The sequence below is a fragment of the Nocardiopsis sp. L17-MgMaSL7 genome, assembly GCF_003182025.1.
Taxonomy (GTDB): domain Bacteria; phylum Actinomycetota; class Actinomycetes; order Streptosporangiales; family Streptosporangiaceae; genus Nocardiopsis; species Nocardiopsis prasina.
In genome coordinates this window covers 506,116-531,172 of record NZ_QGTF01000003.1, presented here as the reverse complement: position 1 = coordinate 531,172, position 25,057 = coordinate 506,116, and the positions used below count along the sequence as shown (strand labels likewise).

Here is a 25,057-nt window from a genome sequence, read left to right as displayed (position 1 = left end):
ACCGGATAAAGCTATGATTTGCTAGCCCAAAGTCCATGAAAACCTTGTAAGTGCGAGTAGTAGGTTACTGCCATGCCGACCTTCCAGATCAGCGAGGCCGCAGACCTCCTCGGCGTCAGCGCCGACACCGTGCGCCGATGGGTGGACTCCGGCCGCCTGGCCGCCACCCGCGACCCCTCCGGGCGCCGCCACCTGGACGGGGCCGAACTCGCCGCGTTCATGCGGGCCGGGGCCGACGAGGACCCGGGCCGCCGCGTCTCCTCGGCGCGCAACCGTTTCCACGGCCTGGTCACCCACGTGATCCGCGACCAGGTCATGGCCAGCGTCGAGATCCAGGCCGGACCGCACCGGGTGGTCTCCCTGATGAGCCGTGAGGCCGCCGACGAGCTCGGCCTGGAGGTCGGGACCGTGGCCACGGCCGTCGTGAAGTCCACCAACGTCATCATCGAGACCACCGGAGAAGACCATGCGTGACCGCTCCCCCCGACGAGCCGGGCGTCGCGGCCACCGGCCGCTCACCGGGCTCGCCGCCGTCGCCGCCCTCGGCGTCGCGCTGACCGCCTGTGGAGCCGAGGACACCGGCCCCGGCGACGGGGCCGACACCTCCGGGGACGCCCTCTCCGGGGAACTCACCGTCTTCGCCGCCGCCTCCCTCACGGACGTGTTCGCCGAGATCGCCGACGACTTCCAGGAGCGGTACCCGGACGTCGAGGTCACCTTCAACTTCGCCGGCAGCAGCGAGCTGGCCCAGCAGATCAACGCCGGGGCGCCCGCCGACGTGTTCGCCGCCGCCAACACCGCCACCATGGAACAGGTGGTGGAGGGCGAGGGCCTGGACGCCGACTGGGCGGGTGAACACGGCGAACACGGCCTGGTCTTCGCCACCAACACCCTGCGCATCGCCGTGCCGCCGGACAACCCCGCCGGGATCGGGGATCTGGCCGACCTCGCGGGCGACGGGGTGCAGGCGGCCTTCTGCGCCGAGGAGGTGCCCTGCGGTGCCGCCACCACGACCGCCGTGGGCGCCTCCGGCCTGGAGATCACCCCGGTCACCTACGAGGAGGACGTCCGCGCCGTCCTCACCAAGGTCGAGCTGGGTGAGGTGGACGCGGGTCTGGTCTACTCCACGGACGTCATCTCCGCCGAGGGCCGGGTCGAGGGGCTGGAGTTCCCCGAGGCCGAGGAGGCCGTGAACGACTACCCGATCGGCGTGCTGGCGAACTCCGGCGACTCCGCCCTCGCCGCCGCGTGGATCGAGGCGGTCACCTCCGCCGAGGGCGCCGCGGTCCTCACAGGCGCGGGGTTCGGCGCACCGTGACCGCACAGACCCCCGACCGCTCCCGGCGCCGACCGCGTACACCCGTGCCGCGCGGTCGGGTCCGGCGCCCCCGGGCCGGGCGCGTCCCCTGGATCCTGGTCGTTCCGGCCGTCGCGGGTGTGCTCTTCCTCGTCCTGCCCTTCGCCGGGATGCTCGTTCGCGCGCCCTGGCCCACCATGGGCGCCCGCGTCACCGACCCCGCCGTGCTCGCCGCCCTGTGGCTGTCGCTGTCCACCGCCACCGTGGCCACCGTCGTCTCGCTCCTACTCGGTGTGCCCCTGGCCTGGCTGCTCGCCCGCACCGAGTTCCCCGGACGCCGCTTCGTCCGGGCCCTGGTGACCGTGCCCCTGGTGATCCCGCCCGTGGTGGGCGGCGTGGCCCTGCTACTGGTCCTGGGCCGCAACGGCCTGGTGGGCCAGTACCTGGACGCCTGGTTCGGGCTCACCCTGCCCTTCACCCCCGCCGCGGTGGTCATCGCGCAGGTGTTCGTGGCCATGCCCTTCCTCGTGATCAGCGTGGAGGGGGCGCTGCGCGGCGCGGACCGGCGCTACGAGGAGGCCGCGGCCACCCTCGGCGCCGACCGCGTCACCGTCTTCACCCGTGTCACCCTGCCGATGGTGCTGCCCGGCATCGGTGCGGGGGCCGTGCTCTGCTGGGCGCGCGCCCTGGGCGAGTTCGGCGCGACCATCACCTTCGCCGGGAACTTCCCCGGCACCACCCAGACGATGCCGCTGGCCGTGTACATGGCCATGCAACGCGACCCCGAGGCCGCCATCGTGCTCAGCCTGGTCCTGCTCCTGGTGTCCCTGGTGGTCCTGGCCACCCTGCGCGAAAGGTGGGTGAACGCCTCGTGAGGCCCACCACCCCGGCCCCCACCGCCGGACTCGACGCCGAACTGCGCCTGACGCGCGGCGACTTCACCCTGGACGTGGCCCTGAGCGCCCGGCCCGGGGAGATCATCGCCCTGCTCGGCCCCAACGGGGCGGGCAAGTCGTCCGCCCTGCGGGCCCTGGCCGGGCTGGTCCCGCTCACCGGCGGCCACGTGCGAGTGGACGGCGCCGACGAGACCACCACCGCCGTCGAACACCGGCCCATCGGCATGGTCTTCCAGGACTACCTGCTCTTCGAGCACCTGAGCGCCCTGGACAACGTCGCCTTCGGCCCGCGCTGCCAGGGCTCCAGCAGGGCGGAGGCACGTTCACGCGCCGCCGAACTGCTCGATCACATGGATCTGGCCGCCCACGCCCACTCCCGGCCCCGGCAGTTGTCCGGGGGCCAGGCACAGCGGGTGGCGCTGGCCCGCGCCCTCGCGGTCCGACCGCGCCTGCTGCTGCTGGACGAACCGATGGCGGCGCTGGACGCCAGCACCCGGATCGACGTCCGGGCCCGCCTGCGCCACCTGCTGGAGGACTTCGACGGAGTGACCGTGCTGGTCACCCACGACCCGCTGGACGCCATGGTGCTGGCCGACCGCATCGCGGTGGTCGAGTCCGGCCGCGTCGTGCAGCGCGGCGCACCCGCCGAGGTGGCCCGGCGTCCGCGCACCTCCTACGTGGCACGCCTGGTGGGACTCAACCTCTTCCAGGGGCGGGGCGAGGGGGAGACGGTGGCCCTGGACAGCGCCCCGGGGAAGGACGGCGCGGACGAGGTCGCGCGGGTGACACCGCGTGAACCGTATGAGGGGCCCGCCCTGGTGGCTTTCCCGCCGCGCGCCGTGGCCCTGTACCCGGAGCACCCCCACGGCAGTACCCGCAACGTGTGGCGCCTGACGGTGGAGGGAATCGAACGCTTCGGCGACCAGGTCCGCGTTCACCTGACGGGGCCGCTGTCCCTGGCGGCGGACATCACCCCCGCGGCCCTGGCCGAGCTGGGGCTGACACGGGGCGACACGGTCTGGGCGGGGGTCAAGGCCACCGAGGTGGAGTGCTACCCGGGCTGAGCGGCTGCCCGCCCGGTGGGGGCCTCGTGGCGGCGCACTCTGCCTTTCCGGGCGCGAAACCCGGTTCTCACATCATGAAACAAACCATCCCATTGGTACTCAACAGTGAAAAAACGGTACGGAATTACCGTGAAGCCTTGGATATCCGGACGCCACCCGGGGGAGACTCTAGGACATCCGGTGACGACAGTCCTTCCCTCAGTGGCCGAGGAGGGTTTCATGTCCCTGCGAGAGCACGAACGACGCATCCTCGCGGAAATAGAGCGACAACTCAGCGAAGAGGCTCCGGCACTGGCCGGCCGCCTCGAGGCGTTCGGGAGCGATGATCCCGACGCCCCCATCGACCCCGGGTTGCGTAGTTGGAAGCCCTGGGTCGCCTGCGGACTGATCGCCGCGGTCACCGCCGGGCTGCTCGTCCTGCTGTTCGTGCTCACGCCGAGCGCACCGCAGCCGGAGGACACACCACGCCCAGCCGAGACCTCACAGGGAGCCGAACCGGCACCGGAGGGCGGCACCGTGGACCGTGTACCCGCACCCGCCGACTGACCACCCGTGCCCCACGGGGTTCGGAGCAGAGGGAGGACGACGACGGCCGGTGGCCCCGGGAGGGACCACCGGCCGTCGTCCGGCGCTGCCGCGCTCAGCGAGCCGCGCTGCGGACATGGGACACCGTCGCCCCGTCGGGCCCCGCGGTGATGGTGACCGTCACGAAGTAGACGGAACCGTCGTCCCTGGCGACGCTGCGCGTCACGGTGTGGGAGGCGCCCTCGGGACCGGCCCAGGAGTCCTCGCTGTGGAAGAACGAGTCGGCGGCGGCGAGCGCGGGTGTGCCCAGGGCGAACCCCAGCGCCAGGACCGCTGTGGTCATCATGCGACGTGAATGGGCCATGGGTGTTGTCCTTCGTCTGAGTACCGGAGAGGGGCCGACGCTCCGCGCGCCGGCCCCTCGACACTGCTGGGGTGTGTTCGGCGGGCACTCACCCCGGCGCGTCACCCGGTGCCCCCCGGGCTCCGGCCGTGACGGTCACCGCCCGTCGAACACCGCCTCGTCGGCTAGTTGGTGCCGCTGATGACGCCACCCTGGGCGGCGCCCCACGGGCCAGCGGTCTCGAAGCCCTTGATGTAGATGGTGCTGGGACCCTTGTGGTCGTGGTCGTGCCCGTGGCCGTGGCCGTGGCCCGACTTGGCGGCGGAGAAGACGCCGCCCTGGCCGGCGCCCTTGGGGCCGGCGTAGCTGCCACCGGCACCGTAGAAGGTGTCGGCCATGGCCACCGCAGGAGCTCCGAAGGCGAGGGCGGGGGCGATGACGGCGGCGAAGGCGATACGGGTCACGGTCTTGCGGTTCATCGTCTGATTTCCTCTCAGTGCGATCGGTCCGGGAATCCGCCCCTTTGGTTGGACTCCGGTCCGGTCACTCTTGTTTCGTTCCGGGAAGCTGGTGTCCGGCTCCCGCTGTTTAGATGTCCGCTGGGTCGGCCGATCAATCGCTGAATTCTCGGTAATTTCTTAAACGAAAAAGTGGTGGGCGTGACTGGAAAGTTGCCGTCGGACCGCGTTTCCGTGCTTGGGATTCCCGCTCTGGTGGGGGATGCTGGTGGGTATGCCCAATGTCCGGGGCGGCTATGTCGGAAATATATGCCGGTCCCGACCGGTGCGCGAGGGTCGCTACGCGCGAGGGTGTCGTTCCGTTTACTCGGATCCAGTAAAAATCCTCCCCGGAATTTCTTCCGGGAGAATTCGTGCAATTTCTGAAATGAGTTCGATCTCGGTCGTGATCGAAATATAGCCGTCTTGTCTCATGGGTGTCGGTCATAGGCGTATGCACGAACCCTCGGGCGGCTTGTCGTACTACGTCCATGCGAGAGGCCCCGCCCGGAGTGATCCGGACGGGGCCTCTGTCTTCCCTGCGTGCGCCTAGAGCGCGTTGGTGAACTTGGCGGCCAGCGGACCGGCGACCGACCCACCGCCGCCACCGCCCTCCACCACGAGGGCGAAGGCCACGTCGCCCTTGTAACCGACCATCCACGCGTGGGTGGGCAGTTCGTCGTCCTCGTCGGCGTCGTCGGCGGTCCCGAACTCGGCGGAGCCGGTCTTGCCGAACACCTCGCCCTGGAAGCCGGCGTCCTTGGCCGTGCCGTCCGTGATCACCTCGCGCATCATCGGGCGCAGGGCCTCGGCGTTGCCGATGGTCTGCGGCTCGCGCAGGTCGTCCCGGGCGGGCTCGGTGACCAGCACCGGCTGCCGCCACGCACCGTCCGCGACGGCGGCGGGCACCGTGGCCATGTGCAGCGGCGAGGTGAGGATCTGACCCTGGCCGATGCCCTGGGCGCCCATCATGGTGGTGCTGTCCACGGCCGGGAAGCTCGGCTCCTGGGTGCTCACACCGATGTCCAGCGGGGCGTTCATCCCGAACTGCTCGGCACTGGCCTGGAGGGTCTCCGGGCTCAGGACCTGGCCGATCTCGTGCACCAGGGCGGTGTTGCAGGAGGTCGCGAAGGCCTCGGTCACCGACTGCTGCCCGTACTCGGCGCCGCCCGCGTTGCGGAACGGCCACCCGCCCAGCTCGTACTCCTCCGGACAGTCCATGGAGGCGTCCACCGACAGACCGTTGTCCAGGAGTGCGCTGTAGGTGACGATCTTGAAGGACGAACCCGGCGGGTACTGCCCCTCGAAGGCCCGGTTGAAGCCGCCCGGCACGTTCACCGCCGCCAGGATCTCACCGCTGGAGGGACGGATCGCCACCAGACCGGCGGGGTCGTCCGCGTCGATGATCGCGTTGGCGGCCGCGCTCTGGACACCCATGTCGAAACTCGTGGTGACGGACTCGCCGTCGGAGCCGTCCAGGGACGCGACGGTGTTCTCCTCGGTGACCTCCGGAGCCTGGCCGTCCTCGATCTCGGCGGCGTCCACCATCACGATGGTCGCGGCGGCCTCACCGGCCAGCCGCTCCTCGTAGGTGCGCTGGAGGCCGGTCTTACCGACGGTGTCGCCGACCTTGTAGGCCGGACCCAGTCGCTCGACGTCCTCCTCGTCGGCCTCGCCCAGCTCGCCCACGATCATCTGGATCGAACCGGAGACGTCCGCGGCGTCCAGACGGGTGCCGTCGGCGGCCAGGACCTGGCCGCGCTCGCCCCACACCGCCGTGCGGGTCAGGGTCTGGCCCTCACCCAGCCCGGGGTAGGCGACCTCGGGGGAGAACTCGACCAGCCACTCGCCGTCCTCGCGCAGCAGCGGGAGCTCGCCCTCCCAACCGAAGTCACTGGCGTTGGTCAGCGAGAGCGTCACCTCGTAGGGGGCGCTGCCGGTGCCGCCGTCCGTGGTGGGGGAACCGACCTCGACGTCGACACCGTCCACTCCCAGGCCGGAGTCGATCCCGCCGAGGATCGCCTCAGCGTCGTCGCCGGTGGTGACGGCGGCCAGACGGGCGAAGTCCTGCTCCTCCCAGGCGGCCTCGAACTCGGTCGTGGCCTCCTCGGGCTGGGGCAGCGTGTACACGTACCAACCGGCGCCCGCGCCGACCAGGGCCAGCACGACCACGGTCGCCACCACACCGATGACGAGCCCGCGCCGGGACTTCCGGGGCGGCGGCCCCGGGTCGTAGTCGTCATAAGCGTCGTAGTCGTCCGGACCACCGGGACCCTTCGGCCCCTCGGGTCCACCGGGACCGTCCTGGCCCGCTCCGCCGTAGAGGTACTCGTAGCCTTCTCCCCGGCCGTCCCGCTCCCGGCCCTCGGACCCGGCGGACGGCTCCGGGGCGGAACCCGGATAGGGGGTGTCGCCCTGGTAGGCGGGCTGACCCGCGTACGGGGTCTGCCAGGCCTCGTGGGCGGCCCCGACACTCTCGTGCCCCTGGGCCGTCTGGGCCCACCCGTCCTCGGGTGCGTGCCCGGGTGTGTCCTGCGGCCTGGGCGCGACCGGGGTGCCCCACGGTTCGTAGGGCTCCTCCCCGGAGGCGTTCGGGCGCTCCTGAGAACCCGGGGGCGGGACGGGCGTGCCCCAGCCGTCCGTCGGGGTCTGTGGTCCGGAGGGGTCGTTCCAGCCGTACTGCGGGGACTGCGGTTCCGAGGCGGACCCCCAGCCCGGTCCGGAGGCCTGGGAAGGGGAACTCCAGCTGTCGGCTGGTGCCTGCGGTCCTGAGGGGGTGTTCCACTCCTCGCGTGCGGCCTGCGGCTCCGGGGCCGAACCCCAGCTTTCGGAGGCCTGGGGAGTAGCAGGAGTGCCCCAGCTGTCCGTCGGGGTCTGTGGTCCGGAGGGGTCGTTCCAGCCGTACTGCGGGGACTGCGGTTCCGAGGCGGACCCCCAGCTGTCGGCTGGTGCCTGCGGTCCCGAGGGGGTGTTCCACTCGTCCCGTGCGGCCTGCGGCTCCGGGGCCGAACCCCAGCTTTCGGAGGCCTGCGGAGCGACGGGCGTGCCCCACGACTCCTGCGGATCGGCCGATCCGGTCCAGCTCTCCGAGGAGGACCGGGACGTCTCCGAGGCGGGGGCGTCCCAACCGTCGGACGAGGGCTCGGGGGCGGTGCCCCAGGTCTCGGAGACGGTCGGGGAATCGGAGGGGGCCCGCGACTCGGACGGTGCGTCCCAGCTCTCCGCCGAGGACCTCGGCGCGCTGGGGGAGCCCCACGGCTCATGGGGCTCCGGAGCGGCGGGCGCTGACTCCGGCTCGGACTCCTGCCGCGAACCCCGGTACGGGGCGCCCCAGGAGTCGTCCGTCCCGTCGTCACCATCGGAGGCCTCGCCGCCGTACTGGCCGGCGTCGGCGCCCCACGACTCCGCGGGCGCGCTCGGCTCCGACACCGGCGGCGCCGGGGGGTCAGCCGGGCGAGGGTGCTCGAACCCGAAGTTCCCGGTGTCCGAGGGGCGGGCACCTGAGGGTCGTGCCGGAATGCGGTAGGGATTCTCCGGGCGCGGTCGACGCGCCTCTGTACCGTCCGAATCCTCGGGCGGCCCGGAGGAATCCGGCTGCCGGGGGGACCGTTCGTCCACGCCTGACCGTCCTTCGTTGCGTTTTCCTGGAGATACCACGATGCCCCGCTCCCACCTCGGTGGGAGCGGGGCACGAGGATGAGGTCGGCATGGCGGTCGCCTCTCGGCGCGGGGCACAACGGGGCTCCTGACCGTCCGATCAGCCCACCCGCGAGGGGCGGGTGCCGGACACGGTATTCCGCGAAGGCAATAGTTGAGGCCCGGGGGACACTTGCTACCACACCGACCAACAGTGACTCTAACCCATACGTCCGAGGAGTTGTTCCACGAACCCGGGGAGAGCTCCATGCGCAATCTCACGGTGACACACGGGCCGGATCGGGGAAAGACGAAGGGCCGGTCCCGCAAAGGGGTACGGGACCGGCCGGGAAGCTCACACGCGGCTACGCCTGGCGTGCGACGCTGGTCTGTTCCTGACGGGTGAGCAGCTTGAGGCGCTTGCGTCCGCGCTCGGCGCCCAGCTCCTCCTCGCGGGCCTCGATGCGCTTCCAGCCCTCCCAGGTGGTGAACTCGACACCGCGCTCGGCGAGCAGCGACTCGAAGGCCACCGGGTCCGGCTCGGCGGCCGGGGTGAAGGCCTCGCGGTCGGCGACGAGGTTGGTGACGGTCTCCAGGGCGTCGCCCTTGGTGTGGCCGATGAGGCCGACCGGGCCGCGCTTGATCCAACCGGTGGCGTACACGCCGTCCACGTGCCGGTCGTCCAGGTCCAGGACCCGTCCCTCGGAGTTGGGGACGACCCCCCGCTCCTCGTCGAAGGGCAGGTCGGTCAGGGGCGAGCCCAGGTAGCCGATGGCCCGGTAGACGGCCTGGACCTCGGTGTCCACGTACTCGCCCGTGCCCTTGACGTTGCCGTCGCCGGTCAGTTCCATGCGCTCGGTGCGGATGCCGGACACCCGGTCCTCGCCGAGGATCTCCACGGGGGAGTGCAGGAAGTGCAGGTGCAGGCGGCGCTCGGCACCGCGCTCGTCGCGGATCGCCCAGTTCTGGAGGACCTTGACGTTGGTCTTGACCTGGTTGGACTCGTCGCAGGCCCGGAGGCTGCCCTCGTCCATCTCGAAGTCCTCGGCGTACACGAGGACCTCGACGCCGGGCTGCTTGTCCAGCTCGCGCAGTTCCATCGGGGTGGCCTTGCACTGGGCGATGCCCCGGCGGGCGAACACGTGCACGTCGGTGATCTGCTTGGCGCGCAGACCCTCGTAGACGTTGTCGGTGATGTCGGTGGACAGCAGGTCGTCGGCGTCCTTGGCCAGGATGCGCGCGACGTCCACGGCCACGTTGCCCGCGCCGATCACGGCGACGCTGGTGCCGTCGACGTGCCAGGACGGGGCGACGTCGGGGTGGGAGTCGTACCAGAAGACGAAGTCGGCGGCGCCGTGGCTCCCGGGCAGGTCCACGCCGGGGATGTCCAGGGGACGGTCGCGGTCGCTGCCGGTGGCGAAGATGACCGCGTCGTAGTGGTGGCGCAGGTCCTCCAGCTTGAGGTCCACGCCGTACTCGACGTTGCCGTAGAAGGTGATCTCCGGCTTGTCGAGGATCTTGTGGAGGGCCCCCTGGATCTGCTTGATGCGGGGGTGGTCCGGGGCCACGCCGTAGCGGACCAGGCCGTAGGGGGAGGGCAGCTTGTCGAGGATGTCGATGCTGACGGACGTGCCGCACGAGGACAGGGTCTCGTCCTTGGTGAGCAGGTCCGCGGCGTAGATTCCCGCGGGGCCCGCACCAACGATTCCCACTCGCAGTGGTCGCGTCATCGCACAGCTCCAAGTCTTCGTGCCAGGGTCGGACGCCATAGGTAAGGCTTGCCTAATCTATCCGATGTCACCACCGGAAAAACCTACTATAAGGGTAGGGAATTCTTCACACCCCGCCAGGGAGGGGGGAAGGCTCCGGACCGCCGCCCCGTGGCCGCGATCCAGGCGGGAGGCCGGGTCCGGCCTCGCCGAAAGGGCCTTCAGTCTGGGGTCAACGCCTCGTCAAGGAGGATTCAGCCCCGTGGGGACTGTGGGGAAGGTCACTGTTCCAGCTCCGCCTTGACGGAGGCAGCGTACCGGGAGATCTGCTCCTGGCCGGACAGCTTGGCGATCGCGCCCATGATCGCGTCCGTCGCCTCGCGGCGCGACCTGGCCCTGTCAGCCCCGCCCTCCCAGGGTGACAGGTCGACCGGCTCCCCGAAACGCACTCCCACGCGATTGAACGACGGGAGCTTGCGGCCGGGAGGAAGGATGCGCTGCGTTCCCGTGAGCGCGACCGGGACCACCGGAGCCCCCGTGCTCAGCGCGAGCCACGCCAGACCGGTCTGTCCCTTGTACAGGCGACCGTCGGGGGAGCGCGAGCCCTCGGGGAAGATGCCGAACACCTCGCCGCCCTTGATGACCTCCACGCTGTTGTTCATCGCCTCCTGGGAACTCTGCCCCGGACGCCGGTCCACTGAGACCGGCCCCAGCATCTTCAGGGCGCGGGAGAGCAGTCTCCGGAAGAACGTGCTCTCGTTGAAGAGTTCCTTCTTCGCGATGAAGCGCACCTGCCGGGGGCAGGCGAGCCCGAGGAAGAGCGGGTCGATGTTCGACAGGTGGTTGGCGGCCAGGATCACCGGGCCGCTCTCCGGCACCAGGTGCGCGCCCTCCACCTTCTGGGGCCACACCACACGGGTGACGGGTGCGACGACGGCCTTGGCCGCTCCGTACGGTGACACAGGTAGCCCCTTCTCGGTGGGTCGCGGAGTACGCGTGGGAAACGCGGGTGTGCGGGCTCGAGGGGAGTCGGCCGCCCACGACCGCGCCACCAGAGCTTATCCGGGTTGCCGACGGGCCGCCGGGGCCAGGTCCGCCGAAGTCGGTGCCGTGGAACACTGCCGTGACCTGGGACACGCGCGCTAGGCTGATGGTCTAGACCTCTGATCCAGGTCGGAGGTCCCCTCCGGACGCGAACGAGGAAGACAGCCATGGCGAAACTGGTCGATGTCAGCCACCAGATCACCGACGGGATGAACACCGGTCCCGGCCTGCCGCGACCGGCGATCGAGGAGAGCACCACCGTCGCGGGGGCCGTCCCCGGACACGGTGACAGCAGCGGCCGCGTCAACATGGTGGGAGCGACCGGCACCCACGTCGAGATCCCCGCCCACCGCTACCGGGACGGGGCCGACCCCGCCGACCTCGACCTGGAACGCGTCGCCGACCTCCCCGGAGTGGTGGTCACAGTGACCGAGGGCCACCAGATCGGCCCCGAGGCCTTCGCCGGACTCGACCTGCGCGGCCGGGCCGTCCTGGTCCGCACCGGCTGGGACCGGCACTGGCGCACCGAGGCCTACGGCGCGTTCGAGCACCCGCACCTGACCGAGACCGCCGCCAAGGCCCTGGTGGAGTCCGGCGCGACCCTGGTCGGCATCGACTCGGTCAGCGTCGACGACACCGCCCCCCACACCGAGGGCGCGCGCCCCGCCCAGGCCGCACTCCTGGCTGCGGGGGTCCCCATCGTCACCCACCTGTGCCTCCTCGACCAGCTGCCGGAGGAGGGGTTCCGGTTCCACGCGGTCCCCGCCAAGGTGAGGGGGGTGGCCGCGTTCCCGGTCCGGGCCTTCGCGGTGGTCTCCTAGGGCTCCGCGCCCCGCATCGGACGGAGGGGCGCCCCGACCCTCCCGCGGCTACAGGTCGGCGTCGACGTCCTTCTGGGCGCGGCGCCGCTCGCGTTGGGCCCGGCGCTCGGCCTCCTGCTGAGCGGAACGCTCGTCCTGGGCGACGGCGCTGGTCATCGAGTTGGCCAGCGCCCGCAGCTCCATGTTGATCCTCGGATAGGCGGGCAGGCGCGGCAGCGCGCCCAGCCTCGGGGTGCGGCGTTCCTCCATCGCGGAGATGAGCTCGTGGAAGGCCAGGTCCACCCGCTGGAGGGTGATGGTGCCCGCGGGGTTCGGGCTGCGGTCCTGCGACAGCGCGGCCAGGGCCAGGTAGCCGATTCTCTGGGTGGCCACCACCACGGGCCACAGCGGGCGCGTGGAGGCGGCGCGGGGGACGTCGCCGATGGCGCTGTCGTACACCCCGCGCAGGCTGACCAGGGCAGCCCGCATGTCGCGGCGCAGACGGTAGCGGCGCTCCTCGGTGATCTCCACGTCCTGGTCCAGCACCGCCATCATGCACTGGCGGGTGCTCGCCAGAACGTTCGCGATGGCCTGCGGCAACCGGGTGGCCGAGGCCCGACGCCACAGCAGCAGCGCACCCACCAGGCCGAAGGCCGAACCCACCAGGGTGTCGATGATCCTGGAACCCGCGAGTTCGGTGACGGGGTACGGGTTGGCGGTGTACGACAGCAACAGCGCCATCGGGGTCAACAGCACCGAGCCGTAGAAGAAGTTGCGCCCCACCACCAGCTGGGTGGCGCCCTGGAGCAGCCCGGCGGCGAGGATGACCACGACCAGGGGCAGGTCCAACGTGAGCAGCGCGACGCCGCCGAGCACACCCAGCAGGGTGCCCAGCGAACGCTGGACCGAACGGTTCAGGGTCAGCACCACGTTGCCGCCCTGGAGGACCGCCGTGGTGGTCAGGGCCACCCAGTAGTAGTGGTCCAGGCCCATCGAGAGCCCGAACGCGCCCGCGAGCGTCACCGTCAGCCACATGCGCAGCGCGGTCGGTCGGATCAGGGAGTCGCCGCTCAGACTGGAGCGCAGCGAGCTCCACAGCGCGGGGTAGCGGTCGTCGTGGAGGTCGGCGGTGCGCCGGTCGTCGTCGTTCTCCTCCTCGTCGGAGCCGCGCCGTGCGGACTGGGCCGCGCGCGACAGGAGGTTGTACAGGCGCGCCTCAAGGGAACGGGGGCGCATGCCGCGGCGCAGGTCGTCCAGGGAGTCCGGATCGGGCGCGCTGGCCGGGTCGGCGACGGCCAGGGCCATCTGGTCGGCGAAGTCCGCCGCCTCCTCGGGCAGCGCGGTGGGCCGGGCCATGCACACCTGGGTCGCGGCCAGATGGATGTCGGAGACCCACCGCAGCAGTGCCCGCAGTCGCGCGGCCTCGGTCGTGGTGCGGTAGCCGCGCGTCTGGCCGAGCAGTACGATTCGCCACGCCTCGGCGAGCGCCACCGACGCCGCGTGCTGCGCGTGGTCGAGTTCGGCCGTCCCCACCGCCCGCAGCAGGGTGGCCAGCCCCCGGTAGGCCGCGGCCACCGCCCTGTACTCGGGGTGGCGGGCACGCAGCGGGGCGCCGGACATCGAGACCGCCCACCCGACGGCGGCACCGAGCGCGGCGACCAGCGCGTGCAGGGGCACCTCGGCCAGGCCGCCGGGGGCGATGGTGGAGATGGTGGCGACCAGCACGAAGAACATCGTTCCGGGCTTGTCCACCCGCCAGGCGGCACACACCCAGGTGGCGACCCCGGCGGTCAGCCCGATGGAGGCCACGGCCGCCCACGGGGAGAGTGAGGCGGCCAACGAGTTGACGGTCACGGCCGCGACGAACCCCAGTCCGACCAGGGCCAGGGCCGCGGCGCGGTAGGCGTAGGGGGTCTTCTTCTCGTACAGGACGGTCATGGAGCCCAGGGCGGCGAGGGTGCCGATCTGGGGTCCGAAGATGACCGAGGCCAGGGCGAAGGACACGGTCATCGCGATGGCGGCCTGGAGTGCGGTGGTCCAGGCCCAGGGGCCCGCCTCCAGGCCGAAGATGGCCTTGAGGTTGACGCGCGGTCGCGGACGCTCACCCACCGTGACGCGTTCCGGGGTCTTGGCGGACTCCTCCCCGCCCAGGTTCATCGGGCCGGTCTCGCCAGTGGTTCCCAGATCTCGCACGTGGCCATCCTAAGCCGAAATACCGTGACGAAAGGGCACGTAGGTCGCAGATGTGCTCGATCAGGCACTCTGGGCGGCGGCCTCCCTGGCCCCTCTGAGGTCGGTCTCGGCCCTCTCGGCCCGCTCCAGCGCGCGGTCCCGCGCCTCCTCCGCCACGGACAGGCGCGCGGCCGCGGCCTCCCGGGCCTCGGTGAGGGTGAGTTCCGCGTTGCGGCGCTGGGCGTCCAGCTCGGTGGTCAGGCGTTCCAGTTCGGCGGTGAGCCGGGCCCGCTCGGCCTCCGCGGCGGCCCGGTCGGACTCCGCCCTCTGGTGGGCGCGCTCCAGTTCGGTGCCGAACCGGGCGCGCTCGGTCTCCAGGGCCGCGGCGTTGCGGGCGGCCTGTTCCTCCGCGTGCTCGGCCCGGGCCAGCGCGCCGCGCTCGGCCAGTTCCGCCTCGTCCCGACGGCGGGACTGCTCGGCCAGGTCGGTGCGCAGGCGCTCGGCCTCCACCTGCACCCGTTCCAGGCGCTCGGAGGATTCGGCCCTCTCCCGCAGGAGTTCGGTACGGGCCCGTTCAGCGGTCTCGGTGATCCGGTGCTCGGCGGCGGCCAGCCCGGCGTTGGCCTCGGCCACGGCCGCGTCGCGCTCGGCCACGGCGGCGCGGGCCAGTTCGGCCTGGTGTTCGCGTTCGGTCTCGGCGGTGTCCCTGCGGAGCAGGGCCTCCTCGGCCATGCGTTCGGCCTCCTGGGTGGCCGACACGGCGGCGGCGGTGGTCTCCTCCGCCGAGCGGCGGGCGGCCTCGGCCTCACGGCGCCGGTTCTCCGCCTCCAACCGGGCGGAGTCGGCCTCCGACACCTGACGGGAGGCGGCCAGCCGGGCCGCCTCCACCTGGGCCTCGGCGGCGGCCGGGTCGGACATCGTCGAGAAGGCCTCGGTCGCCGAGTCGAGCGTGGCGCTGAGCTGTTCGGCCTGGACGGCGAACCTCGTGAGGAGGTCGTCCGCGCGCAGTCGCGCGGCGGTCACGGGCTCCCCGCCCTGCGCGGGTGCCGCGGCTGCCGTCTTCTCCTCCGGCTCGGCGCGGGCCGCCTCCTCAGCGTTCTCGGCCTCCTGAGCGAGCCGCTGCCGTTCCTTCCACGCCCGCCAGCGGGTGTGTTCGGGCAGGTCGCAGTACTGCGGAGGGCGACCGGGGGAGGAACCCCGGGGAACCGGGCGGGTACAGCCGGGGAAGATGCAGGTGCTGGAGTCGGAGGAGGCCACGGGCCCGAGCGTAGCGCTTCGCGGTCCGCCCGCGCCGGGGTGTGTCGCGGGGTGTCGCCGGACGGGGCGCGAGCCGGATCACTCGTGGGCGCGGTGGGGGAGCGGGAGCCGTGGACGGGGGTCACGGGGGCGGGCCCCATCCCGGGCAGGGAGAAGCCCCCGCGCGGGACGTGGGTATGACCGCGCGGGGGCTCGTTCGCGGAGCCGTCACCGCTTCACCGCCGGTGAGGGGGCGGTGGGTGTTCAGTCGTGGGCGCCGAAGCCGTCCACGCGGGAGACCATTGTGGTGACGAAGGGGCGGAACCCCTCCTGTTCCAGGAAGCTGATGTCCTCGGAGGCGGTGGCCAGAGCGGAGAACTCGATGTCACGGATGCCCGTGGCGGCGAGCTGCCGGCGGACCTCCTCCAGGAGCTTGGAGCCCACCCCGGTCCCGGTGTAGTCGGGGTCGATGGCGAAGGTCTGCACGACGGCGACCCGCTCGCCCCGGTCCCAGCTGCCCTGCGCGCTCTCGCGGACGGTGACCATCGCGTACCCGGCGAGGTCGCCGTCGTGCTCGGCGAGGATCGCCATGGTGTCGGGGTCGCGGAGCCAGGCCAGGTACTGGGCGCGGCGCCGCCGCCAGGACTCGTCCAGGCTCACCGCGCTGATGATGTCCTCCAGGTGCGGGGCCGTCACCGTGTGCTGCTGGTGCTGGGCACCCCACAGGTCGGCGAGCTCCTCCACCTCGTGGGCGCCGAGGTAGCGGAAGCCGAGAACGTCGACGTTCCTTGAACGAGGTTTGGTCATCAGCGAAGTTTGCATTTTCTTCTCACCCGTTCCACCAGCATGGGGTGCTGTCCCTGGGAAGGTGCACTCCGCACCTCCTTGGTTGAGCTGTGGGTCTGACTGTACGTGCCGGTATCAACCGGAACAGGGGCGACACGGAGAAAAAGCCTGCCCGACATCCCTGATGGAGAAAAAAGTGAAATCTTTCTTCAGGGTGCTCCGGTGCGACCGGAAGCGGACACTGGTGGACGATGTGTAAGGAATCACCATCAAAGAGTCGGTAATCAGACCGGAACACCATCGAAACCTGTTCGTTCTGTCCTAAATTAGGCAGCATGATCGACGTTCGGCGGTTGCAGCTCCTTCAGGCCCTTGACCACCACCGCACGGTGGCAGCCACCGCGGAGGCGCTCAACGTCACCCCGTCGGCGGTCTCCCAGCAGCTCGCCGCCCTGGCCAAGGAGGCCGGGGTCCCCCTCGTCGAACGCCAGGGCCGTCGCTTCCTGCTCACCGGTGCCGCCCGGGTCCTGCTCAAGCGCGCGCACGTCATCTTCGCGGAGATGGAGCGCGCCGCCGCCGACCTGGCCGAGTACTCCGACGGCGACCGCGGTGTCGTGCGGGTGGGTTCCTTCTCCACCGGCATCAGCGACCTCGTCGCCCCGGCCCTGGCCCGCCTGCGCACCAGCCACCCCGGCTGGAACTTCGAGGTCGTGCAGGCCGAACCCGAGGAGAGCGCCGAAATGGTGCGCTCCGGCCGACTGGACGTGGCCGTCACCATGTCCACCAGCCACCTGCCCGCGGCGGGCGACCCGGACTTCCGCAGCGATCCGGTCATGGTCGAGCTCTTCGACGCGATCCTGCCCTACCAGCACCCCCTGGCCACCCGGACCAGCCTGCACCTGGCCGAGGACCTGGCCGACGAGGACTGGATCATGTCCGGTCCGGGCACGGCATGGAACTCCTGCGTGACGGCCGCCGCCAACCAGGCCGGGTTCCAGCCCCGGGTCGTGCACACGGTCGACGACTTCAGCGCCGTCTTCTCCATGGTCCAGGCGGGCCTGGGGGTCGCCCTCATGCCGAGGCTGGCGTGGACCGGGCTCAACCACCCGCAGATCGTCGTACGGGGGGTACGCGAGACCGCGCGCCGCCACATCGTCGTCCTGTCCCGGGCCGGGTCCACCCCCGAGCCGCTGCTCACCGCGATCCGCGAGGCCGCCAGCAAGGTCCCGGTCCCTTCGGTGGGTCCCTTCGCCATCGCGGGCTGAACCGGGGGCTCCCGGGTGCCGTCTCCTTGGCGGCGGGGTCAGAAGGGGAGCGGCGCCACCTCGTCCAACACGTCCTCGGCGGCCTGGTGCAGGTAGGAGGCCACCACGCGGATCGGCCGCCAGGCCCAACCGCCGGTGCGCCCGGCGAGGTACACCTGGCGGAAGCCGCCCAGCTCTCCCAGGGGCGCGTGCGCGACCCCGCGCCGGGTGGAGGTCGACAGCCGTGGCACCACGCCCACGCCCACACCGGTGGCCACCAGCTCCTCGAACAGCTCCAGGGTGTCCACGCGGTGCCTGATCCTCGGGGTGAACCCGGCATCGGCGCACATCCGTTGCAGGAGCGCCTCCTCGTCCCCTCGGAAGGGACTGGCGATCCAGGAGGCGTCGGCGAGCTCGCGCAGGCGGCGCCGGGTCAGTGTCCGACTGTCCGCCCCCTCGGAGGGCTGGGAGAGCAGGAGCGCCTCAGTGCCCACCGGGTACACCGTGAGCGTGCCCGGGAATTCCCGGGGGAGAAGACTGTACTGGTACACCACCCCCAGATCCGCGCCTCCGTCCTGGAGCAGAGCCAGCGCCTGGTCGGACTCGTACTCGGTCAGGCGGATGTCGATCCCGGGGTGGTCGCGCCGCAGACGGCGCACCGCGGGGAGCACGATCGGCGCCGCCGACGTGTACATCACCAGGTCGACGCGACCGACGGGGTCGGTGTCGCCGTCGAACTCGGCCTGGGCCGCCTCCACCCGGGCGAGGATGTCCACGGCGTGCTCCGCGAGTCGGCGCCCCGCGGGGGTGAGCCGCACCCGCCGCCCGTCCGGGGCGAGGAGGGGAACCCCGGCCTCCTTCTCCAGGACGGCGAAGTGCTTCGAGACGGCCGACGTACTCATGCCTGTGACCTCGGACACGGCGGCCATGGTCCCGAGTCGTTCCAGTTCGACGAGCAGGCGGAGTCGCGTGAAATCCATCAACCAAAACTACATGGTTCGTCAACCATCAGTCCGTGGACAGAAACGAACGAAATGAGTCCAATGGTCGGGTGATCCCCTCCTTCCTCTCCTCGCCCCGCCGTGCCCGGATCCGGGTCCCGGCGCCGTTGATGCTGCTCGTCGCCATGTTCACGCTGCACACGGGCAGCGCCCTGGCCGTGACCGCCTTCGCCCACGCGAGTCCGGCGACGGTCACCTGGCTCCGGCTGACGTGGGCCGCGCTCCTCCTCCTGGCGCTCGGCGGTCCCTCCCTGTGGCGGGCCGTGCGCGCGGCGACACCGCGCGAGCTGGGTGCCGTGGTGATCCTGGGCACGGCGAGCGCGGGGATGATGCTGTTCTACTCCGAGGCGACGGCGCGGATCGAGCTCGGCACCGCCACCTCCATCGAGTTCCTCGGCACCCTCGTGGTCGCCGTCGCGGCCATGCGCCGCCGCCGCGAGCTCGTGTGGATCGTCGCGGCCGTGGTCGGCGTGGTCTGCCTGACGCGCCCCTGGCAGAGCGAACTCGACCTCGCGGGCATCGGCTTCGCGCTGGCCGGTGCGGTCTGCGTGGTCGGCTACATCGTGCTCACGCAACGAGTCGGTGCCGGGTTCGGCGCCGTGCACGGCCTCGCCCTGGCGATGACCGTGGGCGCGCTGGTCACCGCACCCCTGGGCGCCCCGGCCGCCATCGCCGAACCGAACCTCGAACTCATCGTGTTCACGCTGCTCATCGCTCTACTCTTCCCGATGGTGCCGTTCCTGCTGGAGATGATCGCCCTCCAGAGGATGAGCCGGACCGGATACAGCACCTTCTCCAGCCTCGAACCCGCCGTGGCCCTGGTGATGGGCATGATCGTCATCGGCCAGGCACCCGTCACCGTGCAGCTGGTGGGCATGGCCCTGGTGGTGGTCGCGGGGATCGGCGCCGCCCGGGGGGACCGCAGTCCCCGGCCCGCCGTCCCCCGGAGCGAGCCCGTGCGGACGCGCCGCCACGGCACCGCTCCGGCGAACGCCCCGGGCGGCGGGCACACCGGTGCGCCCCTCCCGGAGATCGTACGGTTCCCCTCGGCGCCCGCCGACGAGGGCCCGCACGACCGCGAGCCCGAGCGGGCCGCCTGAACCCGGTCCCTCGCCGCGTGCCCCCAAGAGGGTGGACGCGGCGCGGCGGGGGACCGTCACCGTGCCGCCACCCAAGGGTGAGCGGGTCAGCGCCCCCGGCCCCGCGCCAGTGGTGAGACCACCGGAACGAGGAGCGTCGCCTGGGAACGGTGACGGCGTCGGACCCGACGCGGACCAGCCCGGACCGATCGGCGGCATGACACGTCCCACCCCGCCGCAGCGCGTCCCAGGGCGCGCACGTTCCTTTCCATGCACTAACTTGGTCCGAATCATGGCGGCCAAATCTGACCTCGAACTCCTGCGCGCCCACGAACCGGTGCTCATGTGCACCAAGGGGGAGTTGTTCTTCCCCACCGAAGTGGACGCCTACGTACGCAGCTGCAGCCTCTGGATCGAGGAGCCCGGCGGACGCGAAAGCGTCATCGTCCCCGCCGGTGAGCTGACCCTCGACCGGCTCTCCCAGGCCGAGGAGGAGTGGCCGGGCCGCCACAAGCACCTCCGCTTCGTCCAGGAGGAGTCGCTGCGCGAGGAGGCCCGGCGCTTCAAGGGCATCGCCCGCTCAGTGATCCCCAAGAGCGGCCGTCTGGCCGCCGTGGGCGTGCTCGGCCGCGTCCTCGACATCCTGATGAAGCTCTCCCTGCTCATCCGGGGCGCGGTCCCCGGCGGCGTCACCTTCGCCGCGGTCACCCGCTACCGCGAGCGCGTGGACAACGGCGGTGCCACCTACTACGGACGCGTCACCCGCGAGGGCGGCTACATCGTCCTCCAGTACTGGTTCTTCTACGCCATGAACGACTGGCGCACCATCTACGGCGGGGTCAACGACCACGAGGCCGACTGGGAGCGCGTCACCGTCTACGTGGTGGAGAACCCCGACGGCACCACCCGGCCGGTGTGGGTCGGCGCGTCCTCGCACGAGTACCACGGCGACGACCTGCGCCGTTCCTGGGCCGACCCCGACCTGCACCGCGACGGCGTCCACCCCGTCATCTACGTCGGAGCGGGCTCGCACTCGCACCAGATGCTCCCCGGCGACTACCTCATCCAGGTGGACCCCGCCTTCCTGCGCGGCCTCGTGCGCGGCTGGCGCCGGTTCACGCAGCGGCTGTTCCGCGCCGACGCCGCCATCAACCGGCACGGCATCGGTGTCCCCTTCGTCGACTACGCGCGCGGCGACGGCGAACGGCTCGGCCCCGGCGGCGACCGCGAGTGGAACGCCGTCCTGATCGACGAGGACACCCCCTGGGTGCGCGGCTTCCGAGGCCTGTGGGGACGTGACACCCGGGACTTCTTCGAGGGCGAGCGCGCCCCCAGCGGTCCCCGGTACGAGCGTGACGGCACCATCCGCCGGTCCTGGGCCGATCCGCTGGCATGGGTCGGGCTCCAGAAGGTCGCGCCCACCGAGACCGCCGCACGCTCCGAACTGCGCGCCCACGTGCGCGGCCTGGAGTCGCGCCTGCGCCGACTGGACGGCGACGTCGTCAGCCGCCGCGACAGCCTCCGCCAGCTCGACTCGGCCCGCATGGCCCTGGACCGGGAGGCCGCCTCCCGGCCGCGCGCCCGCGAGTACGGTCAGCGGATCGAGGGACTGGAGAAGGAGCTGGCGGAGATCTACGAGAAGCGGGCCCTGCTCGCCGACGAACGCGACACCCTCCTGCGTTCCCTGGACAGCCAGACCCCGCTGGTGCCGTCCCCGACCGGGCACCTCAAGGCGCCCCACATGCCCTACGCCTCCGGCGAGCAGCGCGCCAACCGCTTCCTTCACCTGTGGGTCGCCCTGAGCACACCGCTGCTGCTCATCTCGCTGGCGCTGACGCTGTTCCTCCTCCACGGACAGATGACCCTCTGGGCCATGCTCGGAGTGGTCCTGGCCTTCGCCGCGATCGACTCCGTCGCGCGCCGCAATTTCGTCCAGTACCTGACCGGGATCGCGATCGCCGCGGTGGTCATCGGGTTGATCGTGGGCGTGGTCGCCGCCTTCATCGCGGACTGGCGCATCGCCATCACCGTCCCCATCGTCCTGATCGTGGTCGTGCTGCTGGTGGTCAACATCCGCGACCTCATGCGCCGCTGACCCCGCCCGACCGGGCTCCGGGCGGCGCGGCCTCCGCCCGGAGCGCCTTCCCGGGCGGACGCATCGAGGGCCGTGCATGATGGACCCATGGACGATGCGCTGTTCGGACGACCGCCCGTCTCCGTCGCCCCGGGCGCGGTGCACCTGCCCGGTTGGCTCACCCCGGACACCCAGGCCGACCTGGTCCGCAGGTGCCGCGAGTGGGCCCGGGGCCCGGCCGGAACACGCCGCCACCCCATGCCGCGCGGTGGGGTCATGAGCGTCTCCATGACCTCACTCGGCTGGCACTGGGTCCCCTACTCCTACTCCCGGACCCTGCCCGACGGCACCCCCGTCCAGCCCTTCCCCGACCTCCTCGGCGAGCTCGCCGTCCGCGCCGTCGAGGCCGCCTACGAGGCCCCGTACGAGGGTGACCCCCACGACGTGGCCCTGGTCAACTTCTACGACGCCGACGCCCGCATGGGCATGCACCAGGACCGCGACGAACGCTCCCCGGCCCCGGTGGTCTCCCTCAGCCTCGGTGACACCTGCGTCTTCCGGTTCGGCAACACCGAGACCCGCACCCGCCCCTACACCGACGTCGAACTCCACAGCGGGGACCTGTTCGTCTTCGGCGGGCCCTCCCGCATGGCCTACCACGGGGTCCCCCGCACCCGGCCGGGTACCGCCGACCCCGCCCTCGGACTGGACGGCAGGCTCAACATCACCATCCGGGCCTCCGGCCTGCCCGGCTGACCCCGGACACCACCGGGTTCCCGGCCTCCCCCGGTCGCCCCGGCGTGTCGGGGCGCGCCCGCGCCGACCCCGCGTCAGGATCGGGCAGGTCAGGCCAGGCAGGGAAGGGCACACCATGACCGAATCCGCGCCCGAACGCACCATGGCGCTGGGCCGGGCGGAGGCCGCGCTCCCCGCCGACGCGCCCCCGGGGGAGTGCCGGATCGTCCTGTACCGCTCCGGTGAGCGACAGCGCGAGGCGGCCACCCTCGCCGAGGCGCACGCGGCGGTGCGCGCCGACCCCTCACTCGGGGCCTGGGTGAGCCTCACCGAGCCCAACCGGGACCAGCTCCGAGAGGCCGCCCGCGAGTTCCACCTGCCCCGCCTGGCGGTGGAGGACGCGATCGTCGCCCACCAGCGGCCCAAGGCCGAGACCTACGGTGACGTGTTCTTTCTGGTGCTGCGCCCGGCCACCTACGACGAGGACAAGGAGACGATCCGTGTCGGCGAGGTGCACGTCTTCGGCACCCGGGACGTCGTCATCACCGTCCGCCACGACCCCTCGGTGGACTTCGAGCGGATCCGCGCGCGCCTGGAGGCCAAACCCCACATGATGGGCCACGGCGCCCTCGGAGTGATCTACGCGGTCCTGGATCGGGTCGTGGACGACTACGCGCCGGTCGTCGCGGCCCTCCAGGAGGACATCGACGAGGTGGAGAGCGCCGTCTTCGCGGGGGCTCGGGACGCCTCCCAGCGGACCTACAGGCTGGCCCGACAGATCATCCTGCTGCAACGGGCGGTCGACCCGCTCGGCCGCGTCCTGGAGGAGATCATGGAACCCCTGGACAGCCCGGAGCGGTTCGGTCCCAACATGCCCCGGCCGGGCGAACACCACAGGGGAGAGCTGAGGGAACACCTGCGCGACGTGGCCGATCACGTGGCGGCCGCCAGGGACCACGTCGAGGGGTTCCGCCAGTTGTTGAGCAACATCATGACCGTGGAGAGCAACCTGGTCGACCAGGCCCAGAACGAGGCGATGAAGAAGGTCTCGTCCTGGGGCGGAATCCTAGTCGTCCCCACGTTGATCGCGTCGATCTTCGGCATGAACATCGCCCCCCAGCCCGGCTTTCACTGGGTGTTCAACTGGCCGCTCGTCCTGGTCTTCATGTTCCTCTCGTCGCTGCTGCTCTATCTGCTCTTCCGACGCAACGACTGGCTCTGACCGGGGTGTGCGGGCTCAGGAGGCGAGCAGGGAACGGATCGCCTCCAGGTCGTGCCGGGCCGCGACCGCGTGCTCCTCGGTCTCCGACCGTGTCCGGCGCCACTCCCTGACCGCCGTGTCCACCTGCTGGTCCAGCTGGCGGCTCTGGTGCCGGACCACGCCCTCGGCGTCCGCCTTCTCCCGTTCGGACAGGAAGAGGGCGTATCCGGCGGAGGCCGCCCCTGCCAGGGTCAGGACCCACAGAAGGCCGTTGGCGGTGAGCACCGAGAGCAACAGCAGGACCCCGGTGACGGCGGAGGCGCCCCAGAAGGACCGGCGGGGGCCACCCTCGGGGACGGCCCGCTGACGCAGCCGCTCACGTGTGTCCTCGACCTGCTGGCGGTTCGCTCCGGAAGGCGTCAGCTGGATCGCCGCCCCGTGCACCCTCAGGATCGCCGTCTCCGGGCACGGTTCGTTGGCCCGGTTCGCGAGTGCCTCGGCGGCGTCCAGGACGGCGGAACGCACGAGGACCAGCGAGAACGTGCGGCGCTGCGGGGGTGCGTCCTCCCTGGTCAGGTCCTGCTGGAGGAGCGAGGCCACCGTTCCCACGTCGTCGCTCCACGCCGGAAGGGTTCCGTCCTGGCCACTGTTCTCGATCACCGCGCGCAGACGGTTGGCGTCGGCCAACAGGGGAGCCTCCTCCGGGCTGCCCTCCTCCACGAGCAGACGCAGGGAGTCCTGGAGGAAGTCGGAGCTGGCCCGGTCCGGACCGAGTGTCTCGGAGGTGGCGCCCTCCCCGCGCACGTCGGTGATGCCGCTGATGCGTTCGCGCAGGTGGGCGAGGTCGGAGGCGGCCTGGCGCCACGGAGCGGCCGTGGTGGAGAGTGGGAGGGCACCCGAGTCGCGCGGTCCGCGGGGGCGCCCGCCCCGGCCGTTGGCGGGAGTGCCGGAGCCGAACCATCCGTCGACCAGCGGGCTGCGGACCCCGTCCCCGGGCCAGCCGCGCAGGGTGGACAGCAGCAGGTGCTCGCGGGCGTCGTCCCCGAAGGAGCCGTCGGCGGTGAGGATCCACAGCGCGCGCTCGCACCGGGTCACCTCGGAGTCGGGATCGGGAAGGCGGGGCAGCAGGTCCGCGGACACGTTCTCGCCCAGGGTGCGGGCGTGCTCGGCTCGGGTGAGCGCGCCCGTCAGAGCCGCGAACCCGCGAGCGCGCAGCGGGTCGACGCGGGCCGCCTCGTCGAAGTGCAGGCGGGCTCGGGGGAGGTCGTCGCCCAACAGGGAGTGCAGGCCCCGGGCGGCCGGGACCAGCCAGTACCCGGGGACGTCCTCGAGTTCCAGGCTGGGAAGCGCGGTTCCGTTCAGCATCTGGAGGGTGCGGTGGCGGGCGATGGCGGCGTTGTCGAACATCGCCAGTGTGGCGCGCACGTCACTGAGCTCGATGAAGGCGTCCAGGGTCGCGGACACCCGGTCCAACCGCTGCTCCAGCGTGCCCCGGACACGGCTCAGCTCGGACCGCACACGGCTGCGGTCGCGGGCCATCTGCGAGTACGCGACGTCCAGGTTCTCCTGGAGTTCGCGGATCCTCCGGTCCTGGGACATGTCCCTGGAGAGGAAGATCTGTGAGTAGTCGGTGTGGCTCAACCCGTTCCCTTTCCCTGTGTGCCCGGCGATCGCGGGGCGCGCTCACGACTGTGACGGATCCGGATCGCCTCTGGTTC

Annotated in this window: 21 protein-coding genes; 11 read left to right on the top strand and 10 right to left on the bottom strand. The window is 71.6% G+C overall.

Going from position 1 to position 25,057, the window contains the following annotated elements:
• Positions 1–72 precede the first annotated feature (72 nt).
• The 5 genes from BDW27_RS07645 to BDW27_RS07625 all read left to right on the top strand — a co-directional run bounded on the left by BDW27_RS07645 (position 73) and on the right by BDW27_RS07625 (position 3,803).
• Positions 73–474, top strand: a complete 402-nt coding sequence (locus BDW27_RS07645) for a molybdopterin-binding protein (protein ID WP_017544945.1) — start codon at positions 73–75, stop codon at positions 472–474.
• Complete coding sequence (gene modA / locus BDW27_RS07640) at positions 467–1,318, top strand: molybdate ABC transporter substrate-binding protein (RefSeq protein WP_110048766.1); 852 nt, start codon at positions 467–469, stop codon at positions 1,316–1,318. Before BDW27_RS07645 ends, modA begins: the two co-directional genes overlap by 8 nt.
• Before the next feature lie 44 nt (positions 1,319–1,362).
• A complete protein-coding gene (locus BDW27_RS07635) occupies positions 1,363–2,172 on the top strand; it encodes an ABC transporter permease (RefSeq protein ID WP_017544947.1) in 810 nt (269 codons plus the stop codon).
• On the top strand, positions 2,169–3,257 hold the full coding sequence (locus BDW27_RS07630) for an ABC transporter ATP-binding protein (protein WP_110048828.1): 1,089 nt from the start codon (positions 2,169–2,171) through the stop codon (positions 3,255–3,257). Before BDW27_RS07635 ends, BDW27_RS07630 begins: the two co-directional genes overlap by 4 nt.
• A gap of 219 nt (positions 3,258–3,476) precedes the next feature.
• The gene (locus BDW27_RS07625; protein WP_110048827.1) at positions 3,477–3,803 is read left to right on the top strand and encodes a DUF3040 domain-containing protein; all 327 of its coding nucleotides are present in this window, start codon (positions 3,477–3,479) and stop codon (positions 3,801–3,803) included.
• A gap of 94 nt (positions 3,804–3,897) precedes the next feature.
• On the opposite strand, the gene BDW27_RS07620 is transcribed toward BDW27_RS07625, so the two are convergent.
• The 5 genes from BDW27_RS07620 to BDW27_RS07600 form a co-directional block, all read right to left on the bottom strand.
• Positions 3,898–4,146 carry a hypothetical protein gene (locus tag BDW27_RS07620; protein WP_110048765.1) on the bottom strand — a complete coding sequence of 83 codons (249 nt, stop codon included), beginning with the start codon at positions 4,144–4,146 and terminating at the stop codon, positions 3,898–3,900.
• 164 nt (positions 4,147–4,310) lie between these two features.
• The gene (locus tag BDW27_RS07615; RefSeq protein WP_017544951.1) at positions 4,311–4,604 is read right to left on the bottom strand and encodes a hypothetical protein; all 294 of its coding nucleotides are present in this window, start codon (positions 4,602–4,604) and stop codon (positions 4,311–4,313) included.
• Between the two features lie 567 nt (positions 4,605–5,171).
• Positions 5,172–8,240 carry a penicillin-binding transpeptidase domain-containing protein gene (locus BDW27_RS07610; protein WP_370446456.1) on the bottom strand — a complete coding sequence of 1,023 codons (3,069 nt, stop codon included), beginning with the start codon at positions 8,238–8,240 and terminating at the stop codon, positions 5,172–5,174.
• 383 nt (positions 8,241–8,623) lie between these two features.
• A complete protein-coding gene (locus BDW27_RS07605; protein ID WP_017544952.1) occupies positions 8,624–9,970 on the bottom strand; it encodes an FAD-dependent oxidoreductase in 1,347 nt (448 codons plus the stop codon).
• A gap of 278 nt (positions 9,971–10,248) precedes the next feature.
• On the bottom strand, positions 10,249–10,929 hold the full coding sequence (locus BDW27_RS07600; protein ID WP_017544953.1) for a 1-acyl-sn-glycerol-3-phosphate acyltransferase: 681 nt from the start codon (positions 10,927–10,929) through the stop codon (positions 10,249–10,251).
• Positions 10,930–11,178: 249 nt separating this feature from the next.
• Between BDW27_RS07600 and BDW27_RS07595 the strand changes: the two genes are divergently transcribed.
• A complete protein-coding gene (locus tag BDW27_RS07595; RefSeq protein ID WP_017544954.1) occupies positions 11,179–11,832 on the top strand; it encodes a cyclase family protein in 654 nt (217 codons plus the stop codon).
• 48 nt (positions 11,833–11,880) lie between these two features.
• Here BDW27_RS07595 and BDW27_RS07590 read toward each other — a convergent pair whose 3' ends face one another.
• The 3 genes from BDW27_RS07590 to BDW27_RS07580 form a co-directional block, all read right to left on the bottom strand.
• The gene (locus tag BDW27_RS07590) at positions 11,881–13,968 is read right to left on the bottom strand and encodes an FUSC family protein (RefSeq protein ID WP_017543674.1); all 2,088 of its coding nucleotides are present in this window, start codon (positions 13,966–13,968) and stop codon (positions 11,881–11,883) included.
• A gap of 96 nt (positions 13,969–14,064) precedes the next feature.
• The gene (locus BDW27_RS07585; protein WP_110048763.1) at positions 14,065–15,240 is read right to left on the bottom strand and encodes a hypothetical protein; all 1,176 of its coding nucleotides are present in this window, start codon (positions 15,238–15,240) and stop codon (positions 14,065–14,067) included.
• A 243-nt stretch (positions 15,241–15,483) separates the two neighbouring features.
• Positions 15,484–16,026: a GNAT family N-acetyltransferase gene (locus BDW27_RS07580; RefSeq protein WP_110048762.1), complete on the bottom strand. Its 543-nt coding sequence runs from the start codon at positions 16,024–16,026 to the stop codon at positions 15,484–15,486.
• A gap of 314 nt (positions 16,027–16,340) precedes the next feature.
• Here BDW27_RS07580 and BDW27_RS07575 point away from each other — a divergent pair, with 314 nt between their 5' ends.
• A complete protein-coding gene (locus BDW27_RS07575; protein ID WP_017543671.1) occupies positions 16,341–17,270 on the top strand; it encodes a LysR family transcriptional regulator in 930 nt (309 codons plus the stop codon).
• 38 nt (positions 17,271–17,308) lie between these two features.
• Here BDW27_RS07575 and BDW27_RS07570 read toward each other — a convergent pair whose 3' ends face one another.
• Positions 17,309–18,229: a LysR substrate-binding domain-containing protein gene (locus BDW27_RS07570; RefSeq protein WP_110048761.1), complete on the bottom strand. Its 921-nt coding sequence runs from the start codon at positions 18,227–18,229 to the stop codon at positions 17,309–17,311.
• A 71-nt stretch (positions 18,230–18,300) separates the two neighbouring features.
• On the opposite strand from BDW27_RS07570, the gene BDW27_RS07565 reads away from it, so the two are divergent.
• From BDW27_RS07565 to BDW27_RS07550, 4 genes are all read left to right on the top strand, one after another.
• Complete coding sequence (locus tag BDW27_RS07565) at positions 18,301–19,350, top strand: DMT family transporter (protein WP_110048760.1); 1,050 nt, start codon at positions 18,301–18,303, stop codon at positions 19,348–19,350.
• Between the two features lie 271 nt (positions 19,351–19,621).
• Positions 19,622–21,424, top strand: coding sequence for a hypothetical protein (locus BDW27_RS07560; RefSeq protein WP_017543668.1), 1,803 nt, complete (start codon positions 19,622–19,624; stop codon positions 21,422–21,424).
• Positions 21,425–21,511: 87 nt separating this feature from the next.
• Complete coding sequence (locus BDW27_RS07555; protein WP_110048759.1) at positions 21,512–22,159, top strand: alpha-ketoglutarate-dependent dioxygenase AlkB; 648 nt, start codon at positions 21,512–21,514, stop codon at positions 22,157–22,159.
• Between the two features lie 115 nt (positions 22,160–22,274).
• A complete protein-coding gene (locus tag BDW27_RS07550) occupies positions 22,275–23,360 on the top strand; it encodes a magnesium and cobalt transport protein CorA (RefSeq protein WP_017543666.1) in 1,086 nt (361 codons plus the stop codon).
• A gap of 15 nt (positions 23,361–23,375) precedes the next feature.
• On the opposite strand, the gene BDW27_RS07545 is transcribed toward BDW27_RS07550, so the two are convergent.
• The gene (locus BDW27_RS07545; protein ID WP_110048758.1) at positions 23,376–24,980 is read right to left on the bottom strand and encodes a hypothetical protein; all 1,605 of its coding nucleotides are present in this window, start codon (positions 24,978–24,980) and stop codon (positions 23,376–23,378) included.
• Between the last annotated feature and the right edge of the window lie 77 nt (positions 24,981–25,057).

Excerpts from the sequence above, each read along its gene's own strand:
- BDW27_RS07570 (WP_110048761.1), bottom strand. The coding sequence starts at position 18,229 with ATGGATTTCACGCGACTCCGCCTGCTCGTCGAACTGGAACGACTCGGG.
- BDW27_RS07555 (WP_110048759.1), top strand. The coding sequence starts at position 21,512 with ATGGACGATGCGCTGTTCGGACGACCGCCCGTCTCCGTCGCCCCGGGC.
- BDW27_RS07645 (WP_017544945.1), top strand. The coding sequence starts at position 73 with ATGCCGACCTTCCAGATCAGCGAGGCCGCAGACCTCCTCGGCGTCAGC.
- BDW27_RS07590 (WP_017543674.1), bottom strand. The coding sequence starts at position 13,968 with ATGAACCTGGGCGGGGAGGAGTCCGCCAAGACCCCGGAACGCGTCACG.
- BDW27_RS07575 (WP_017543671.1), top strand. The coding sequence starts at position 16,341 with ATGATCGACGTTCGGCGGTTGCAGCTCCTTCAGGCCCTTGACCACCAC.
- modA (WP_110048766.1), top strand. The coding sequence starts at position 467 with ATGCGTGACCGCTCCCCCCGACGAGCCGGGCGTCGCGGCCACCGGCCG.
- BDW27_RS07615 (WP_017544951.1), bottom strand. The coding sequence starts at position 4,604 with ATGAACCGCAAGACCGTGACCCGTATCGCCTTCGCCGCCGTCATCGCC.
- BDW27_RS07580 (WP_110048762.1), bottom strand. The coding sequence starts at position 16,026 with ATGACCAAACCTCGTTCAAGGAACGTCGACGTTCTCGGCTTCCGCTAC.
- BDW27_RS07595 (WP_017544954.1), top strand. The coding sequence starts at position 11,179 with ATGGCGAAACTGGTCGATGTCAGCCACCAGATCACCGACGGGATGAAC.
- BDW27_RS07560 (WP_017543668.1), top strand. The coding sequence starts at position 19,622 with ATGGCGGCCAAATCTGACCTCGAACTCCTGCGCGCCCACGAACCGGTG.
- BDW27_RS07625 (WP_110048827.1), top strand. The coding sequence starts at position 3,477 with ATGTCCCTGCGAGAGCACGAACGACGCATCCTCGCGGAAATAGAGCGA.
- BDW27_RS07550 (WP_017543666.1), top strand. The coding sequence starts at position 22,275 with ATGACCGAATCCGCGCCCGAACGCACCATGGCGCTGGGCCGGGCGGAG.
- BDW27_RS07620 (WP_110048765.1), bottom strand. The coding sequence starts at position 4,146 with ATGGCCCATTCACGTCGCATGATGACCACAGCGGTCCTGGCGCTGGGG.